15 protein-coding genes are annotated in these 16,968 nt (G+C 45.6%); 11 read left to right on the top strand and 4 right to left on the bottom strand.

The window, feature by feature from the left end; genetic code table 11:
• Window positions 1–619: 619 nt before the first annotated feature.
• Entirely contained in the window at window positions 620–1,174 is a 555-nt protein-coding gene (locus tag MYF79_RS31020; protein WP_247811695.1) for a YqgE/AlgH family protein, read from the bottom strand.
• Window positions 1,175–1,708: 534 nt separating this feature from the next.
• Here MYF79_RS31020 and MYF79_RS31015 point away from each other — a divergent pair.
• The 3 genes from MYF79_RS31015 to MYF79_RS31005 are packed head-to-tail and all read left to right on the top strand — an operon-like array spanning window position 1,709 to window position 4,718.
• Window positions 1,709–3,076, top strand: coding sequence for a sensor histidine kinase (locus MYF79_RS31015; protein ID WP_199653361.1), 1,368 nt, complete (start codon window positions 1,709–1,711; stop codon window positions 3,074–3,076).
• A gap of 16 nt (window positions 3,077–3,092) precedes the next feature.
• Window positions 3,093–3,905 (top strand): HesA/MoeB/ThiF family protein, encoded by an 813-nt coding sequence (locus tag MYF79_RS31010; RefSeq protein ID WP_247811694.1) that lies wholly within the window; start codon window positions 3,093–3,095, stop codon window positions 3,903–3,905.
• A gap of 9 nt (window positions 3,906–3,914) precedes the next feature.
• On the top strand, window positions 3,915–4,718 hold the full coding sequence (locus tag MYF79_RS31005; protein WP_247811693.1) for an alpha/beta hydrolase: 804 nt from the start codon (window positions 3,915–3,917) through the stop codon (window positions 4,716–4,718).
• Here the strand turns inward: MYF79_RS31005 and MYF79_RS31000 are convergent.
• The gene (locus tag MYF79_RS31000; protein WP_247811692.1) at window positions 4,698–5,609 is read right to left on the bottom strand and encodes an LD-carboxypeptidase; all 912 of its coding nucleotides are present in this window, start codon (window positions 5,607–5,609) and stop codon (window positions 4,698–4,700) included. The two genes, MYF79_RS31005 and MYF79_RS31000, sit on opposite strands and share 21 nt — an antisense overlap.
• Before the next feature lie 138 nt (window positions 5,610–5,747).
• On the opposite strand from MYF79_RS31000, the gene metG reads away from it, so the two are divergent.
• The gene (metG, locus tag MYF79_RS30995; protein WP_247811691.1) at window positions 5,748–7,814 is read left to right on the top strand and encodes a methionine--tRNA ligase; all 2,067 of its coding nucleotides are present in this window, start codon (window positions 5,748–5,750) and stop codon (window positions 7,812–7,814) included.
• Window positions 7,815–8,214: 400 nt separating this feature from the next.
• On the opposite strand, the gene MYF79_RS30990 is transcribed toward metG, so the two are convergent.
• Window positions 8,215–8,487, bottom strand: coding sequence for a hypothetical protein (locus MYF79_RS30990; protein ID WP_247811690.1), 273 nt, complete (start codon window positions 8,485–8,487; stop codon window positions 8,215–8,217).
• A 266-nt stretch (window positions 8,488–8,753) separates the two neighbouring features.
• On the opposite strand from MYF79_RS30990, the gene MYF79_RS30985 reads away from it, so the two are divergent.
• The 7 genes from MYF79_RS30985 to lpxB all read left to right on the top strand — a co-directional run bounded on the left by MYF79_RS30985 (window position 8,754) and on the right by lpxB (window position 16,722).
• Window positions 8,754–9,980 (top strand): PepSY-associated TM helix domain-containing protein, encoded by a 1,227-nt coding sequence (locus MYF79_RS30985; RefSeq protein ID WP_247811689.1) that lies wholly within the window; start codon window positions 8,754–8,756, stop codon window positions 9,978–9,980.
• Between the two features lie 171 nt (window positions 9,981–10,151).
• Window positions 10,152–12,551 carry a 3-hydroxyacyl-CoA dehydrogenase/enoyl-CoA hydratase family protein gene (locus MYF79_RS30980; RefSeq protein WP_247811688.1) on the top strand — a complete coding sequence of 800 codons (2,400 nt, stop codon included), beginning with the start codon at window positions 10,152–10,154 and terminating at the stop codon, window positions 12,549–12,551.
• Window positions 12,552–12,559: 8 nt separating this feature from the next.
• On the top strand, window positions 12,560–13,453 hold the full coding sequence (locus tag MYF79_RS30975; protein WP_247811687.1) for an ABC transporter ATP-binding protein: 894 nt from the start codon (window positions 12,560–12,562) through the stop codon (window positions 13,451–13,453).
• Window positions 13,454–13,470: 17 nt separating this feature from the next.
• Window positions 13,471–14,253, top strand: coding sequence for an ABC transporter permease (locus MYF79_RS30970; protein WP_247811686.1), 783 nt, complete (start codon window positions 13,471–13,473; stop codon window positions 14,251–14,253).
• Window positions 14,254–14,416: 163 nt separating this feature from the next.
• Window positions 14,417–15,196 (top strand): 5'/3'-nucleotidase SurE, encoded by a 780-nt coding sequence (gene surE / locus MYF79_RS30965; protein WP_247811685.1) that lies wholly within the window; start codon window positions 14,417–14,419, stop codon window positions 15,194–15,196.
• A 31-nt stretch (window positions 15,197–15,227) separates the two neighbouring features.
• Window positions 15,228–15,530: a hypothetical protein gene (locus MYF79_RS30960; protein ID WP_247811684.1), complete on the top strand. Its 303-nt coding sequence runs from the start codon at window positions 15,228–15,230 to the stop codon at window positions 15,528–15,530.
• An 88-nt stretch (window positions 15,531–15,618) separates the two neighbouring features.
• Window positions 15,619–16,722, top strand: a complete 1,104-nt coding sequence (lpxB, locus tag MYF79_RS30955) for a lipid-A-disaccharide synthase (protein WP_247811683.1) — start codon at window positions 15,619–15,621, stop codon at window positions 16,720–16,722.
• 43 nt (window positions 16,723–16,765) lie between these two features.
• Here lpxB and MYF79_RS30950 read toward each other — a convergent pair whose 3' ends face one another.
• Complete coding sequence (locus MYF79_RS30950; RefSeq protein WP_199653348.1) at window positions 16,766–16,939, bottom strand: DUF6728 family protein; 174 nt, start codon at window positions 16,937–16,939, stop codon at window positions 16,766–16,768.
• Between the last annotated feature and the right edge of the window lie 29 nt (window positions 16,940–16,968).

Raw genomic sequence — 16,968 nt, 5'->3', positions numbered from 1 at the left:
AAAGAAATAGGCCGGGTAGGATTACCCGGCCTTTCTTTTTGTCCTAACTATTCCAATCTAATTAATAAATAACCCTGTTAAAAAGCGCAGTAAGACTACTGGCCAGGGCGTTGCACAAATCAGGTCCAGGCTGCGCAGAAAACGAGTCCTGCAGCGGCACTAGGGCCTGTTCCTATGAAAATGAATATCTTATGTCTCTTGAATGATTTTATGGCTTAAACCGTTTAAAACAAAGTTTGTAACCCATTAAAAAAAGGGTTGCAATTACTTATGTCAATTGTTCAGTTTTTTATTATAAATCCAGGAAGGTGTAAACGTGATCTGGTTTGTCCTTCATAGGTATTATATTCGTTTCGGTATATATTAGTTCCCTTCCCTTCGGTGTCCTATAGCAGGTTTACAAACAATAGAATGCTCTGACTACATTACTTTTTTGCCTAAGCAAGATATTTGATTTTTTTTAAATATCCTCGTGTGAAACGGGGCCTGGGTACAATGGTAATGTTCCCAACGACGTTAATCATTGGGCTTCAAAGTGTAGGCATATAATAATTTTTTGAAATTTTTTTCCACAAGTGGCATTACAACCGGCTTACCGGTATACGGAATGGCATATACGTTAGTTTAACAGGGGATCTATCGGGAAATTGGCCATGATGGCAAAGTTGCTGCCCAGGTTCTTTAATGCCTGCGGCCATATATTCTGCTCTTTTTCCTCAAATACAAGCGGCACATTGCTCTCTGACAGTATCCATGATTTCTCATTGAGCTCATTTTCAAGCTGTCCGCCGCTCCAACCCGAATAACCAATAAAGAATTTGATTTTGTTGAGGTCTAAACGACCACTATTGATCAATGATACTACCTGATCGAACTCTCCTCCCCAATATACCCCCTGCCGGATCTCAAAGCCTCCCCTGATCAGCTCCGGCTGTTGATGTATGAAATGAATGGTATCTATCTGTACCGGACCTCCGTAGTAGATCTTGATATCATTTACAAGTACTTCAGGTACAAGGTCACTTAAGTGCTGGTCAAACAACTTGTTGATCACAAAGCCAAAACTTCCTTTGTTCTCCTGATGTTCACACAGTAATACTACTGTGCGCGCAAAGTTCTGATCTTTCAGGAAAGGGTCAGCTATCAGCAGCATTCCAGGCGATAAAGAAACCATAACACAAACAATTTTATCACTAACCAAATTTAACTAATTGAAAGCAAGTATAATAGTATTTATTCCAGATTTACTTGCCAGAATCATGTATTATTTCAGGGATAGGGGAAATTAAGGAGCAGGCTTTAAAGTTTGTGATGAGAGAGGGATTTGAACATACAACCCAGGTAAAAAAGTAAAAGGAGGCTAGAAAGCCTCCTTACCATTTTATCAACCAAAATCTAAATCGCTTATGGAAACGAATCCATGTCGATGTATGTAGAAATTTAAAATTTGCTAGTTTGTATAACCAGTACATCAAATTTAGTACCAGTTTGATAAAGCAAATGTACAGAAGATTAGGGAATAACAAGTATTATTTCCCAGTTAAAATTACGTTAAAGTGATGTTTTATTGCTAAAGTGAATACTGTTAAAGGTTTAGACGGATTAATTTTGTATTAACGTTGCTATAGCAAATAATGATTTTTAACAATTCCGGTGCTGGTACCCTCAGTGTTTGTGAGTATCTTGTGCGCCTTACTATCGAAGTAGCATGGTACCATTGAAGAAAGTATTTCCCATTATTGTGGTGTTAATTACCCTGTCATTATTGGGAATCATCTGGATACAGGTGAATTGGATATATAACGCATCTATTGTGCGCCGGGAGCAGATGGAACAGAAAGCTGTAGGCGTAATGAACAATGTGCGTGAACAAATGCTTGCCCGTAAAGCGCCTCCTATGCGCTTTAAAGTGGACGGGGCAAATGTCAGGCCGGCCGACAAAGGTCTGGCTATTGACAAGTACGAAATTACCACTACTATCGACCTGAATGTCAATGTCAGCGACCGCTTTACTATCGACGAAGTGCAGAAGCTGATAGCTAACGGGCTTCGCAATGAACACCTGGATACTACTTTTGAATTCGCTATTCTTGGCAAAGGCCATTTTGGCAACAGCAACGGCGTAAAAATGCAGTCGCCCGGCTTCACCCAAATGGTGGAGAGCGCCGGAAGGGATAGTATGGATTACCTGTTCCAGTATATTCCCCTGCTGAATAGTTTTGAGTACGCTACCGGTGAAACTGAGACATTGCTGGTAGTACAGCCTAAAAATAACCTGCTCCTGTTATTGTCTCTTGGCAGAATGATGGCCGGAGGCCTGTTGTTCACCGCGGTTATCATCACGGCATTCATCCTCACCATACGTACAATGCTGAACCAGAAAAAGATCTCCGAGATCAAATCTGACTTCATCAATAACATGACGCATGAGCTGAAAACACCTTTGGCAACTATTTCCCTTGCTATCGATGCGATCGGCAACGAGAAGGTCATGGACAATAAAGAGAAGATCCGTTACTTCTCCGGCATCATCAAGGAAGAGAACAAGCGCATGAATAAGCAGGTGGAAAGCATTCTGCAATCTGCACTGCTGGAGAAGAATGAGATCGCTTTAAAATTGCAGGTCACTGATGTGCATGAAGTGATTTCTCATACTGTTGAAAACCTGCAGCTGCAGCTGGCTTCTAAACAGGGACAGGTAGAGCTTCGTCTCGATGCCATAAATCCAATTATCATGGCTGATGATGTACATTTCTCCAATGTGATATTCAACCTGCTCGATAACGCTATCAAATATTCCAAAGAACACCTGGAAGTGGTGATCTCTACATATAACACGCGCAAAAGCCTCGTTATCACTATTGCGGACAATGGTATCGGTATGAGCCGTGATACGATTTCCCGTATCTTTGAAAAATTCTATCGTGCACATACAGGTAATGTGCATAATGTGAAAGGGTTCGGATTAGGACTAAGTTATGTGAAAGCTATCGTAGATGCCCACAAGGGTAAGATCAAAGTAGAAAGTGCTGTAGGCAAGGGTAGCAAGTTTACAATGGAATTTCCGCAGGAATAAAATAACTGATGTAGCTATGGCATTACTTGAAAAAGAATTAGCGCATTTCAAGCATCCTATTGCTGTTCCCGGTATGGGAGTGGCAATGCAGGAGAAGTTGAAAGAGACACGTATATTGGTAGTGGGGGCCGGAGGACTGGGATCGCCGGTGATCCAGTATCTCAGCGCCAGTGGTGTTGGGGTGATCGGTATTGCCGATTATGGAGTGATCAATGATGAAGATATGCACAGGCAGCCACTCTACCTGATGCAGGATATACGAAAACATAAAGCGAAGATGGCGGCCAGCCGCCTGTGGGCCAGCAATCCTTTTACAAAACACTATCCCTTACTGTTACAGGTAAAACCGGACAATATAAAGCAATTGCTGCAGGGCATGGATCTTGTCATTGATTGTTCACAGCATGCTGCCACACATCTTGTGATCAATGATGCATGTATTTCGGAAGGGAAGCCTTTTGTAATCGGTGAAGTGCATAACTGGGTATCCTGGTGGGCTGGTTTTAATATTGCCCCTGTCAGCGGAGATGCCGCAGCATCCTATCGTTGCGCACTGGAGCTGATTGATGATCATCGTAATTTCGATGCCGGCGCTATTGGCGTAACACATGGCGCTACGGGGATGATGATAGTGAATGAAGTGCTGAAATTCATTGCCGGCGTACCCGATGGCCTGGCAAATAAGTTCTATAGTATGAACTTCCTGCATAATACCTACGAAGTAAGCACGCTTACACCCAATGCCGCAATACTGGCAGATACAAGGGCGAATGGTGTGCTGTCTGCAGAGGATTATGGCCTGGAAATCGTACCTGATATTGAAGATTAAACCTGGTGCATGCTCCGTAAATTAAAGCTACGTCCCATACTTTCATGGATACTGGCCATCTATCTGCTGGGTGGTGTGGCATTGTATTTTCTGCAAAAGAAGCTGATCTTCCATCCGGAACCACTGACGGCAGATTATGCTTTCAAATACGATATACCATTCGAGGAAATGCGTATCCGTATCAATGAGAAAGAAACCCTGAGCGCTATATTGTTCAAAGCTGCGTCGCCCAAAGGCATGGTGATCTATTTTCATGGTAATGCCCGGAACGTCTCCAAATATGCAGGTAAGGCACAGCAGTGTATCAGGCGTGGTTACAGTGTACTGATGATGGATTATCCCGGCTACGGTAAGTCTACAGGTCCGTTAACAGAGAATACCATTTATGCCAACGCTTTACACATGTATGAAGTGGCCAGGAAATTCTTTCCGCCGGATAGTATCATCATCTTCGGAAGATCTTTGGGAACAGGCGTGGCTGCCCAGCTGGCCGCCATCAGGGACTGTAAGCGGCTGGTGCTGGAAGCGCCTTACTACAACATTGCCGATCTGGCAACACGGATGGCGCCCGTCTATCCATACCAGTATATGCTGGATTATAAGTTCCCTACGGACGAATATCTGCCCAAAGTGGCAGCGCCGGTTGTGATCGTACATGGAACGGACGATCATACTGTACCGCTGGCATCTGGCGAGAAACTGGCAAAGCTGCTGAAGCCTGGAGACAGGTTCATTCCTGTTCCGGGCGCCGATCATCGTAACCTGGATAATTATCCGGCATACACGAAAGCTTTAGATATCGCGCTGCAGTAACCTGCTTTGTCTGGCAGTAACCTGCAGTTCGTGCGTTAACCCTATTTTCAGTGCATAGTTCTCATTGGTATGACCCACAGGGAAGCCGAAGCAAACGGGATAATCGTAATCCTGCACAATATTCCTGATAATCTCATATTCGGTCTGGCCAAAAGGCGTTTCAGTCTCCTTACTGTCTGTAAATGAGCCAACTATCAGTCCGGCCAGATCATCCAGCCAGCCCGCCCTTTTCAGGTTGTACATCATCCGGTCAATGTTATACCGGTACTCGCTGATATCTTCCAGGAAAAGGATCTTTCCTTTGGTGCCGGGTTGTGACTCTGTACCTGAAAGGTTGGCCAGGAGGGACAGGTTTCCGCCAATGAGCTGACCGGTAGCTTTACCGGTCCGGTTCAGGTCGTGCGGTGCGCAGGCATAGCGGTAAGGTGTGCCCTTGAGTGCCAGGCGAAGGCTCTCCACATACTCATTTTCTGCTGTGTCAGGCCTGATACCGCTGCACATCATGGAGTGAATGGTCGGAATACCGTATTGCTGATGAATGTGCGTATGAAGTACGGTAATATCGCTGTAGCCGCATATCCATTTCGGATGCTTGCGGAACTTCTTAAAATCCAGGTCGTCCAGTATGCACACCATGCCATAACCACCACGGCCAAAAATGATGGCCTTAATATCAGGATCATCCAGCATGTCCTGCAGCTCTTCCAGCCGCAGCTCATCCGGAGCGGAAAAATTATGGAAACTGGTGCCTACCGTAATGCCCAGGTGTACCTGGTAACCCCAGGAACTGATCACTCCAGCGGCATATTCTGCTGCCTGCTGGTCCATTTTGCTACTACTGCAGGTGATGCCTATAAGATCACCTTTTTTGAGGTACGGCGGAATTCTCATTGTTCTATGCTTTAATTACCTTTGCTGACTATTTGGGGGCGAATATCCCAACCCTGACAGGGCTAAGTTGATAAATACTTTTCGCTCTTCCAAAAGCAAAAACAGAATTTCGATTATTTAAGCATTCTTTAAGCGAACATGGGAAAATTTAACAGATATCTAATAACAGCGGCATTGCCTTATGCCAATGGACCGGTCCACATCGGCCACCTGGCAGGCTGTTATATTCCCGCCGACATTTACGTGCGCTACCTGCGCGCTAAAAAGGCGGATGTAAAGTTTGTAGGAGGAACAGACGAACATGGAGTGCCTATTACCATCAAAGCGATGAAGGAAGGGGTGACTCCTCAGGATATTGTGGATAAATATCATAAGATCATCTATGACAGCTTTACAGACATGGGTATCTCTTTCGATGTTTTTTCCCGTACCACTAAACAGATTCATCATGAAACCTCAGCGGCTTTCTTCAAAACCATGTACGACAAAGGACTGTTTGAAGAAAAAGTGACTGAGCAGTTTTTCGATGAAACTGCCGGTGTATTCCTGGCGGACCGTTACATTACCGGTACCTGCCCTAAATGTGGCAACCCGAATGCATATGGCGACCAGTGTGAGAAATGCGGGTCTTCCCTCAGCCCCGATGAGCTGATCAACCCGCGTTCCACCCTCAGTAATGCTGTACCTGTCAAGAAACAGACAAAGCACTGGTATATGCCTTTACAGAACTATGAGCCATTCCTGAAGGAGTGGATCCTGGAAGGTCATAAAGAGTGGAAAAATAACGTATACGGTCAGTGTAAAAGCTGGCTGGATAGTGGCCTGCAAAGCAGGGCGATGACCCGCGACAGCAACTGGGGCATTAAAGTGCCATTGCCGGACGCGGAAGGGAAAGTATTATATGTTTGGTTCGATGCGCCTATAGGGTACATCTCGGCCACAAAGGAGCTGACCGACAACTGGGCCGATTACTGGTGTAAAGAAGATACCAAGCTGGTACACTTTATCGGTAAAGATAATATCGTGTTCCACTGTATCATTTTCCCGGCAATGCTCAAGGCACATGGCGGCTTCGTACTGCCAGACAATGTACCGGCCAATGAGTTCCTGAACATTGAGGGTGAGAAGGTGTCCACTTCCCGTAACTGGGCAGTATGGGTACACGATTACGTAAAGGATTTCCCTGATCAGCAGGATGTACTGCGTTATGTGCTGACCAGCACCGCTCCCGAAACCAAGGATAATGACTTTACCTGGAAAGACTTCCAGCAGCGTAATAACAGTGAGCTGGTGGATATCTTCAGCAATTTTGTGCACCGTACCATGGTATTGATGCATAAACTGTGTGGCGGTAAGGTACCTGCTTTCCATCCCGAAGTAAAGGACGAAAAAGACGATGCAGTATTGACCAACTTACTGGCTTCAAAACAAAAGATAGAAGATTCTATTGAAAACTTCCGTCTCCGTGAAGCACTGGCAGAAGTGATTGAAGTATCCCGCCAGGGTAACAGGTATCTGCAGGAGAAAGAGCCATGGATACTGGCAAAGAATGCGGAAGAAAATCAGAAACTGATAGACAACTGTCTGCATCTCTGCCTGCAGTTAACAGCTAACCTGGCCATCCTGGTGAACCCGTTCCTGCCTTTCACCGCGAAAAAGATCTGCCATATGCTGAAAGTGGTGGACCGTATGCTGGAGTGGGAGAATGCAGGCAGCCTGAAACTGGTAAGCGTGGGTTATTCCCTGCGTCCGCCGGAATACCTGTTTTCTAAAATTGACGACGCCAAAATACAGGCGCAGATTGAAAAACTGCATGCCGGTTTGATCAAGCCTGCAGCTCCCGCTGCTGAAGCAGCGCCTGCGGCGAAAGAAGTGAAGGAAGAGATCCAGTTTGAAGATTTCGCTAAGCTGGACCTGCGTGTAGGTACGATCCTGGAAGCAGAGAAAGTACCTAAGGCAGATAAGCTGTTAAAACTGCTGGTGGATATTGGTACTGAGAAACGTACTGTTGTATCGGGCATTGCAGCGCATTTCGCACCGGAAGAAGTGGTGGGTAAACAAGTGACGCTGGTGGCTAACCTGGCGCCGAGGAAAATGCGTGGTATTGAAAGCCAGGGAATGATCCTGATGGCGGAGAATGCTGCGGGAAAGCTGGTGTTCGTGAATCCGGATGCTGCAGTGGACGCAGGTAGTGAAGTGAGATAGTTAGTTTTTAGAGATATAAAAGCCCTTCAGCGCGTATACGCTGGAGGGCTTTTAATTTAGGTATCAGGATATACTATGATACTTTCATCCTTTTAGTCTTATCATTTACTACAGTTGGTAGCCTCCTTGATATAGTTCTAACCAGCATTGGTGATGATGCTCCTGTATGAAAGTACACTATGCGATTATAAGTATGTACGTCATCAAAATAAATATATCCAACAATTATAGCTATAACGATAGATGCAATTGCTGATGAATAAAGTTCAAGTGATTTATAGTTTAGCTTGCGATATGTTGGTGATTTTGAAGATTCTATAATTTTAAGCAGTTGTACTGCAATTGCCCCCAACATACAGCAATAAATTGGAGATTGTAAAAAGGCCATATGAGGATTACCTTAAATTATTCTATCGCAAAAAGCTGCTAATAATTTTAACCAAAAGGAAGTTCTTTTTTCATACACTTTGCGGGGCGTGAATACAGGCTCTCCATTCTTGTGTCTGTAATACGATTCCACAAAATCTTTTGTGGTAAATACAATTTCTATCACATCTTCAAGCCTGACATTTGTGGCAGCAGATATTTCCCGTAAAGTTTTCCAATAGTCATTGGATGATGCCTCGAAATAATCTAAAATAATTTGCTTTTCGTTTTCTATTAAAGTATTCATAAAATATGTTTTATGTGAAATTATCAGAAATCGATCTGCTAATAAAAATTACGACGTAAATGAATGAACTGAATAATATCTGATTGCATTCAGAAAATGAACAAATCTCCTTCTGTATTTCTCCTGCTCAAATCCGATCTTTTTTCTTCCATTATTATTTCCCGATTGCGTAAACCTTTTGTACAACAAGCAGGTATTTTTGCCCTGTTCTATCAACTATCAGCGCGCCGGTCCATCTATTGGACCAGATATTCAATACCGTCAACATGAATTTCTTCTCCCGAAAACCTGCTGTGAAAAAGAAACGCAGCCTTTTCTACCGCATATCTGCCTGGCTGCACCTGTGGCTGGGGCTGATCACTGGTATCGTAATGCTCATTGTATGTGTAACAGCCTGCATATGGGTGTTTCATGATGAGATCACGATGTTAACAGAACCGGAAACAATCGTTACCCGTCAGGATAAGCCGGTGATTACACCTTCACAGGTGAAGGAAATAGCCGCTGCAAACTATCCGGGTAAAAGAGCGGCTTATGTTACCTATCAGCAGGGCAGCGCCATTTATCTGAGCCTGGGAGAAGGTCGTAAAGGCAATACCGTAATGCGACTGAATCCCTACACAGGCGAGGTGATCAGCATAAAAGAGCATAAACCCGGAGAGACAGATTTCTTCCGTTTTATACTGAATGGCCACCGCTTTCTGTGGATGCCTGCAGAAATAGGCCGTCCGGTTGTGAATTACAGCACCTTCACTTTTGTGATCATCCTCATTACAGGAATGGTATTGTGGTGGCCGCAGAAATGGACGAAAGCCATGCGCGACCAGAGCTTTAAGATCAAGTGGAAGGCCTCTTTCAAAAGGGTAAATTATGACCTGCATAATGTGCTGGGCTTTTATTCTTTGCTGGTTGTACTGGCCATGGCGCTGACCGGAATGGTATATGGTATCAAATGGTACAGTAAAGGTTTGTATTGGGTTACTTCCGGCGGACAAACACTGCCGGATTTCAAACGGCCACAGTCAGACTCCCTGCAGATAGGGAAGTTGTATACACCTGAACAGGCAATGGACCTTGTATGGGGAAAAGTACTCAGTAAACATCCGGAAGCAGAAGGATTTTATTACACTTTTGCGGATACATCAAAACCGGCATCTGCTATTAATATTACGATCTATCCGACAGCCGGAAAGTTCTATAACAACAGGAGTTACGCGTTTGACCAGCATACAGGACAGCAGCTGCAGGGCGATAAAGTATTCGGGATCAGTTTCCAGGAGGCTGGTTTTGGAACTAAGCTGCGTAAAATGAACTATGACATTCACGTGGGTTCCATACTGGGCTTACCCGGCAGGATCCTGGCCTTCTTTGGCGCCCTGATCGGTGCCAGCCTGCCTGTTACCGGGTTCCTCGTATGGCTGGGACGTAAAAAGAAAGGGAAGAAAAGTGTTGGCAAACACCAGCAGACAGCGAAGGCATTTCAGGCAGTTTAAGTAAGTACACCGGTATATTGTTTCACAGGCCGTCTCCGGTATGGGGACGGCCTGTTCGTTTTTTTCTTCCTTTTGCCTCAAGTCTCCTAAAAAATCATATATTCATTTATCGATATTAACGAAAAGACTCACTACAATGCCTCAGCGCTTGTAGCTTATAAAACGCGTTCTATGAAAAGACACATCAATAAGGTGGCCGTTTTAGGTTCAGGAGTAATGGGTTCACGTATAGCAGCTCATTTTGCAGGAGTAGGAGTACAGGTGTTGTTACTGGATATTGCCCCTAAAGAGTTAACTGATGCAGAAAAAGCTAAAGGACTGTCGCTGGACAGTAAAGCGGTAAAGAACCGTATCGTAAACGAAGCATTGCAGTCTGCCCTGAAAGCAAATCCTTCTCCCGTATATCAGAAGGATGTTGTAAAGCTGATCCGTACGGGGAACTTTACGGATGATATGAAAGAGGTTGCCAACTATGACTGGATCATTGAAGTAGTTGTGGAAAACCTGGATATCAAGAAATCAGTCTTCACAGAGGTAGAAAAATACCGTAAACCCGGTACGCTGATCACCTCCAATACATCAGGTATTCCCATCCATCTGATGGCAGAAGGGCGTAGTGATGACTTTAAGAAACATTTCTGTGGCACGCACTTCTTTAACCCACCCCGTTATCTGCGTTTACTGGAAATAATTCCAACGCCATATACCGACCCGGAAATAGTGGACTTCCTGATGAACTATGGGGATCTCTACCTGGGTAAAACAACAGTGCTTTGTAAGGATACCCCGGCATTTATTGCCAACAGGGTAGGGGTGTATTCCATTATGGCCATCTTCCACATCATGCAGGAAATGAAGCTGAATATCGATGAGATAGACACGCTGACAGGGCCGGTAATAGGTAGACCTAAGTCGGCCACTTTCCGTACGGCCGATGTAGTGGGTATTGATACGCTGGTAAAAGTGGCAAAAGGCGTAGCTGATAATTGTCCGCAGGACGAAGCCAGAGATATTTTCGTGATCCCTCCATTCCTCCAGAAAGTGGTGGAAAATAAATGGCTGGGCGATAAAACCGGCCAGGGTTTCTATAAAAAGACAAAGGGAGAAGGCGGGAAGGAGATCCTGACGCTGAACCTGGAAACCATGGAATATGGGCCGCGGCAGAAATCCAAATTTGCCAGTGTCGAAGCCGCCAAACAGGTGGAAGATCTGAAGCAGCGGTTGAAAGCCCTGTACAATGCCACCGATAAAGCAGGGGAGTTCTATCAGCAGTTCCATGCACATCTTTTCTCTTATATCTCCCACCGTATACCGGAAATAGCAGATGATATCTACAAAGTGGATGATGCTATGAAGGCGGGTTTTGGCTGGGAAATAGGACCTTTTGAATCATGGGACGTACTGGGTGTGGAGAAGGGGATCAAAGCCATTGAGGCTAAGGGATTGACCGTGGCGCCATGGGTGAAGGAGATGCTGGAAAAGGGCGTTAAAAGTTTCTACAAAGTAGAGAATGGCAAACGGTATTATTATGACGTTAAGACGCATGTCTTTAAACTGCTGCCGGGAGCAGATACATTCATTATCCTGGAAAATCTTTCCGGTAATGTTGTCTGGAAGAACAGTGCCTGCAACCTGTATGATATTGGCGATGGAGTGGTGACGCTCGACTGGAAAACAAAAATGAATACCATCGGTGGTGAGGTGCTGGAGGGTGTGAATAAAGCGATTGACAGGGCAGAGAAAGATTTCCGCGGACTGATCCTCGCCAATGAAGGTGCAAACTTTTCTGCAGGGGCCAATGTGGGCATGATCTTCATGTTTGCTGCAGAACAGGAATATGATGAACTGGACATGGCAGTGCGGATGTTCCAGAAGACGACCATGCGCCTCCGTTATTCTTCCATCCCGGTAATAGTGGCTCCTCACGCGCTGACATTGGGCGGCGGATGCGAGATGTGTTTACATGCCGACAAAGTGCAGGCCGCTGCAGAGTCCTATATCGGACTGGTAGAACTGGGTGTTGGTCTGATACCCGGCGGTGGCGGCACCAAAGAAATGGCATTGCGCGCCAGCGATGAGTTCAAAGAGGGCCGCATAGAAGAAGAGCCGCTGAAAGACAGGTTTATGACCATCGCTATGGCAAAAGTAAGTACCTCTGCGCATGAGGCATTCGACCTGGGCATATTGCGGAAAGGGCATGACGAGATCACCCTGAACCAAAGCCGCCTGATAGCCGACGCCAAACGCAGCATCCTGCAAATGGCGGAAGAAGGGTATACCCGTCCGGTGGAAAGAAAAGACGTAAAAGTATTGGGCCGCACCGCCCTCGGTATGATGCTGACAGGTATTCATAGCATGCGGTTCTCCAATTATATTTCAGATCATGATGCAAAGATTGCCGGTAAGCTTGCGTATGTGATGAGCGGAGGCGATCTGTCAGAAGCGTCTCTGGTAAGCGAACAATACTTGCTGGACCTGGAAAGGGAAGCCTTCCTCAGCCTGGCAGGAGAGCGTAAAACACTGGAAAGGCTGCAAAGCGTGATCAAAACAGGGAAACCAATTAGAAACTAATCCGCCTGATGTCAACTATTCTTTCCCTACAGAACATTTCAAAAAGATATGGTGCCGTGCAGGCATTGTCAGGAGTATCGTTTGATATTCCTACCAGCTCTGTTTTTGGCGTATTGGGTCCCAACGGGAGTGGAAAAACAACCCTGTTGGGCATTGTTACCGATGTGCTGAAAGCGGACGCCGGTTCCTTCACCCTGATGGGCGCGCCACCTTCTGCCCGGGAACGGCGGAAGATCGGTACCCTGCTGGAGACCCCCAACTTTTATCATTATCTCTCCGGCTACCGGAACCTGCAGATAGTGGCTAATATCAAACAACAAAGCGAAGCAGATATTCCCAGGGTGCTGGAACTGGCCGGATTAACGGCCCGTCAGCATTCGGCCTTCAAGACCTATTCCCTGGGCATGAAGCAGCGTCTCGCTATAGCTGCGGCGATGCTTGGCGATCCGCAGGTACTGATACTGGATGAACCGGCCAATGGACTGGACCCTGTAGGAATAGCAGAGGTCAGGAACCTGATCCGCCAGCTGGCGCTGTCAGGTAAGACCATTATTATGGCCAGCCATCTGCTGGATGAAGTGGAAAAGGTGTGTACGCATGTAGCCATCCTGCGTAAAGGGCAGTTACTGGGCTCCGGACCGGTCAATGCCGTACTGGCAAGAGATAATTTTATAGAGATTGGCAGCGCAGACAGCCATGCACTGGCGCAGCTGATACGGCAACACCCTGCTTTCGTGGAGTTGCTGCCTGCCGGCAACGGTGTACTGCAGGTGACGTTCAAAGATGCGGTTGATCCCGCAGCGCTCAATAACTGGTGCGCTCAGCAGGGCGTCTGGCTTAGCCACCTGCAGATGAGCAGGAAGAGCCTGGAAACTGCATTCCTGGAATTAACCAACAACTAATCCTCTTATACCTGCATATGCTGCAAATCATTAAAATAGAATGGCTGAAGGTAAAGAACTACCGTACTTTCTGGGTCTTCATAGCCCTTGGATTGCTGGCTATTCTGGCGCCTAACTTTATTATTCACAACATTTTTGTTGAAAAGATTCCCCAGGAAGCCCAAAAGCTGCTGGGGCAGTCCATATATGATTTTCCGCTGGTATGGCAGACGGTGGCAAGTGTCAGTTCCTATACTTCCGGCATTTTCAGCCTGTTACTGATCACGCTGGTAACCAATGAGTTCACCTATAAGACACATCGACAGAACATCATTGATGGCTGGGAACGGAGCGATTTTGTGCTATCAAAACTGTTTTGGGTTGTGGGCCTATCCCTACTGGCCTTCCTGGTTTCGCTGATCGCTGTACTTGTTTTTGGCTGTATTTATGGGAAAACTGCTTTCAGCCTGGAAAATAGCCGTTATTTGTTCTATTATCTGCTACAGGTAATTGTATCGCTATGTCTTGCATTACTGTTGGCTGTATTGGTAAAACGTACAGGACTGGCAATAATATTGTTCCTGGGGTATATCATGTTCCTGGAACAGCTGATAGTTTCTGTTATTAAGCACTACTTTGGTAATATCGGGGGCTTATTGCCGCTGCAGGCAGGAGATGAATTATTACCTTTTCCTGTTGTGGAAAAACTTGTGAAATTTTCCGGTCCCTATGATAGCATTGTATACCTGTCTGTATTGGCCGGTTATATTGTCCTGATACTATGGCTGGTGTTCCGGAGAATGCTGCGCAGTGACCTGTAGATTAGTATGTTAATTATATGTTATTTGTAAAAGATAGGGGACATACCCGTAATGTTTCTCCTATCTTTTGCGTTTAGTTTATTACGCATTATCACACGACCGTGCGTTATGGACTATCAGTTAAGAGTATTAAATTTGTTTCGAAAAGTAAACAGCAACGTTTGTGAAGGGAAAAGAGCAGGAAAAGATCATACTTGTTACGAATGATGACGGAGTAACGGCCCCTGGTATCAGGGCCCTGATTGAAGCGGTAAGCCCGCTGGGCAAAGTAGTAGTGGTAGCCCCTGATAGCCCGCAATCGGGTAAAGGGCATGCAATCACTATCGGGGTGCCCCTGCGGCTGGACCAGGTGGACATCTTTGAAGGAATTGAAGCCTGGCAATGCTCTGGTACGCCGGTGGATTGTGTGAAGCTGGCCCGCGACAAGATCCTGCACCGCCTGCCGGATATCTGCGTAAGCGGGATCAACCATGGCGCCAACCATTCCATCAACGTGATCTATTCCGGTACAATGTCTGCCGCCATGGAAGCCGCGATAGAAGGTGTACCCTCAGTTGGGTTCTCTTATTTGGATTATAGTTTCAATGCAGATTTCTCTTTGTGTAAAGAGGTAGCTCATACGGTAGCTAAAAAGATGCTGGAATCTGAACTGCCGGAAGGTACCTTGTTCAATGTGAACATACCGGTTGTTAAAAAAGAAGATTATAAAGGAATAAAGATATGCCGTCAGGCAGATGCGAAATGGGTAGAGGCCTTTGATGAGCGCCGTGATCCACGTGGTAAAAAATACTATTGGCTTACGGGTGAGTTCATCAACCGCGATAACGGAGAGGATACGGACGTATATGCATTGGCTAATAACTATGCCTCACTGGTGCCAGTGCAGTTTGACCTGACGGATTATAAGCTGAAGAAAAAGATTGAGAACGACTGGAAACTCTGATGTGTATTGATGCACATTATCAAAACCTACTATGTTAAAACGAGATAATCTCCCATTGGGCATCGTGCTGGGTATATTTACCCCGGTGGTCGCCTTCTTCCTGTACTATCTGTTGGCATTTATGCCCAGAGAGAAATCCCTGAGTGAATTCATTAACCTCATTATGAGCAATCGCCAGATGCTGCCGAAACTGATCAGTATCTGTTTGCTGCTTAATGGACTGGTGTTCTATTTTTATACCAGCAGCCGGAAAGACATCACTGCAAAAGGGATCTTCCTGGTAACTATGCTTTATGCCATCACTATCATCTTTCTGAAGATATTACACGGATAAACCTATGAAGGCAGGAATGAAGAATGGGGAATAATACCTGGTTGACCAATTCCTGGTAAATTCCTTATTCCTAAGTTATATTTGCCCTATGAAGTATTACATCATCGCCGGTGAAGCTTCCGGTGATCTCCATGGCAGCAATCTGATCAAACAATTGAAACAACAGGACACCGCAGCGGATATCCGTTGCTGGGGTGGCGATATGATGCAACAGGCGGGAGGAACGCTGGTAAAGCATTATAAAGACCTTGCTTTCATGGGATTCATTGAGGTGGTGATGAACATCCGTACGGTACTGAAGAATATGGAATTCTGTAAAAAGGATATCCAGCAGTATCAGCCGGATGTACTGGTGCTGATCGACTATGCAGGTTTCAACCTGCGCATCGCGGAATGGGCCAAACCGCTTGGATATAAAGTGGTATTTTATATCTCCCCGCAGGTATGGGCCTGGAAAGAGAACCGTGTGAAGAAGATCAGAACAAGTGTTGATAAGATGCTTTGCATCCTGCCCTTTGAGCAGGAATTTTATAAGAAATGGGATTATGAGGTGGAATATATCGGCCATCCGCTTATCCAGGTGATAAAAGAAGCGAAGGAGAAACCGGTGGACAAGCCATTATCAGATAAACCTATTATTGCCATTCTACCTGGCAGCCGTAAGCAGGAGGTGAGTGTAAAATTGCCGATCATGCTTACCATGGCGGAACATTTTCCCGATTACCAGTTCATTGTTGCCCAGGCTCCCAGCCTGGATGATGCCTTTATAGCAGGACTGACAGGAGCGCATCCCAATGTGTCCACCGTCAAAGGACAAACATACAACCTCTTACGCCAGGCAGAAGCCGCACTGGTCACTTCAGGAACCGCCACATTGGAAACCGCTCTGTTTGGAGTGCCGGAAGTGGTTTGTTATAAAGGCAGCGCTATCTCATATTTCTTTGCCAAGAGACTGATCAAGGTAAAATATATTGCGCTGGTCAACCTAGTAATGGATAAACCTGTTGTAAAAGAGCTGATACAGCATGAGCTGAACGAAGATAATCTGTTGAAGGAACTGACATTATTGCTGAAAGATACCACGGTACGTAACCGTATAAAGACCGATTATGCCGCTCTCTGGTCAAAACTGGGAGAAAAGGATGCCAGTCGCCGGGCAGCGGAAGTCATCTATACAGAAGCAATTAGCTGACATGTTATGAAAGGAAAGAAGCTGCTTGTCCGGTAATGCCGGCTTAATGATGGCGGCTAAATAGTTTTACCAGCATTATGATCAATGCGATCAGGAATACGATGATAGATATCCGGTTCATGCCATGCATCATATATACATAACGGTTCTTAGGTGCAGCGGGATCTTTTTTACCTATGTAGAGGTAGCGTAGTATTTGTTGCCAGATGCTTTTCATAATAATACAAAGATAGTTTTTATACAACT

This window comes from Chitinophaga filiformis (genome assembly GCF_023100805.1).
Classification (GTDB): Bacteria; Bacteroidota; Bacteroidia; order Chitinophagales; family Chitinophagaceae; genus Chitinophaga; species Chitinophaga filiformis_B.
The sequence above is the reverse complement of the archived record's forward strand: the minus strand, read 5'-3'. Positions and strand labels throughout refer to the sequence as shown.

Bases quoted from the DNA above. Each gene is read 5' to 3' on its own strand.
- MYF79_RS30950 (WP_199653348.1), bottom strand. From the start codon at position 16,939: ATGAAAAGCATCTGGCAACAAATACTACGCTACCTCTACATAGGTAAA.
- MYF79_RS31015 (WP_199653361.1), top strand. From the start codon at position 1,709: ATGGTACCATTGAAGAAAGTATTTCCCATTATTGTGGTGTTAATTACC.
- MYF79_RS30990 (WP_247811690.1), bottom strand. From the start codon at position 8,487: ATGAATACTTTAATAGAAAACGAAAAGCAAATTATTTTAGATTATTTC.
- MYF79_RS31010 (WP_247811694.1), top strand. From the start codon at position 3,093: ATGGCATTACTTGAAAAAGAATTAGCGCATTTCAAGCATCCTATTGCT.
- MYF79_RS31000 (WP_247811692.1), bottom strand. From the start codon at position 5,609: ATGAGAATTCCGCCGTACCTCAAAAAAGGTGATCTTATAGGCATCACC.
- MYF79_RS31005 (WP_247811693.1), top strand. From the start codon at position 3,915: ATGCTCCGTAAATTAAAGCTACGTCCCATACTTTCATGGATACTGGCC.
- metG (WP_247811691.1), top strand. From the start codon at position 5,748: ATGGGAAAATTTAACAGATATCTAATAACAGCGGCATTGCCTTATGCC.
- MYF79_RS31020 (WP_247811695.1), bottom strand. From the start codon at position 1,174: ATGGTTTCTTTATCGCCTGGAATGCTGCTGATAGCTGACCCTTTCCTG.
- MYF79_RS30975 (WP_247811687.1), top strand. From the start codon at position 12,560: ATGTCAACTATTCTTTCCCTACAGAACATTTCAAAAAGATATGGTGCC.
- MYF79_RS30960 (WP_247811684.1), top strand. From the start codon at position 15,228: ATGTTAAAACGAGATAATCTCCCATTGGGCATCGTGCTGGGTATATTT.
- MYF79_RS30980 (WP_247811688.1), top strand. From the start codon at position 10,152: ATGAAAAGACACATCAATAAGGTGGCCGTTTTAGGTTCAGGAGTAATG.
- MYF79_RS30985 (WP_247811689.1), top strand. From the start codon at position 8,754: ATGAATTTCTTCTCCCGAAAACCTGCTGTGAAAAAGAAACGCAGCCTT.
- lpxB (WP_247811683.1), top strand. From the start codon at position 15,619: ATGAAGTATTACATCATCGCCGGTGAAGCTTCCGGTGATCTCCATGGC.
- MYF79_RS30970 (WP_247811686.1), top strand. From the start codon at position 13,471: ATGCTGCAAATCATTAAAATAGAATGGCTGAAGGTAAAGAACTACCGT.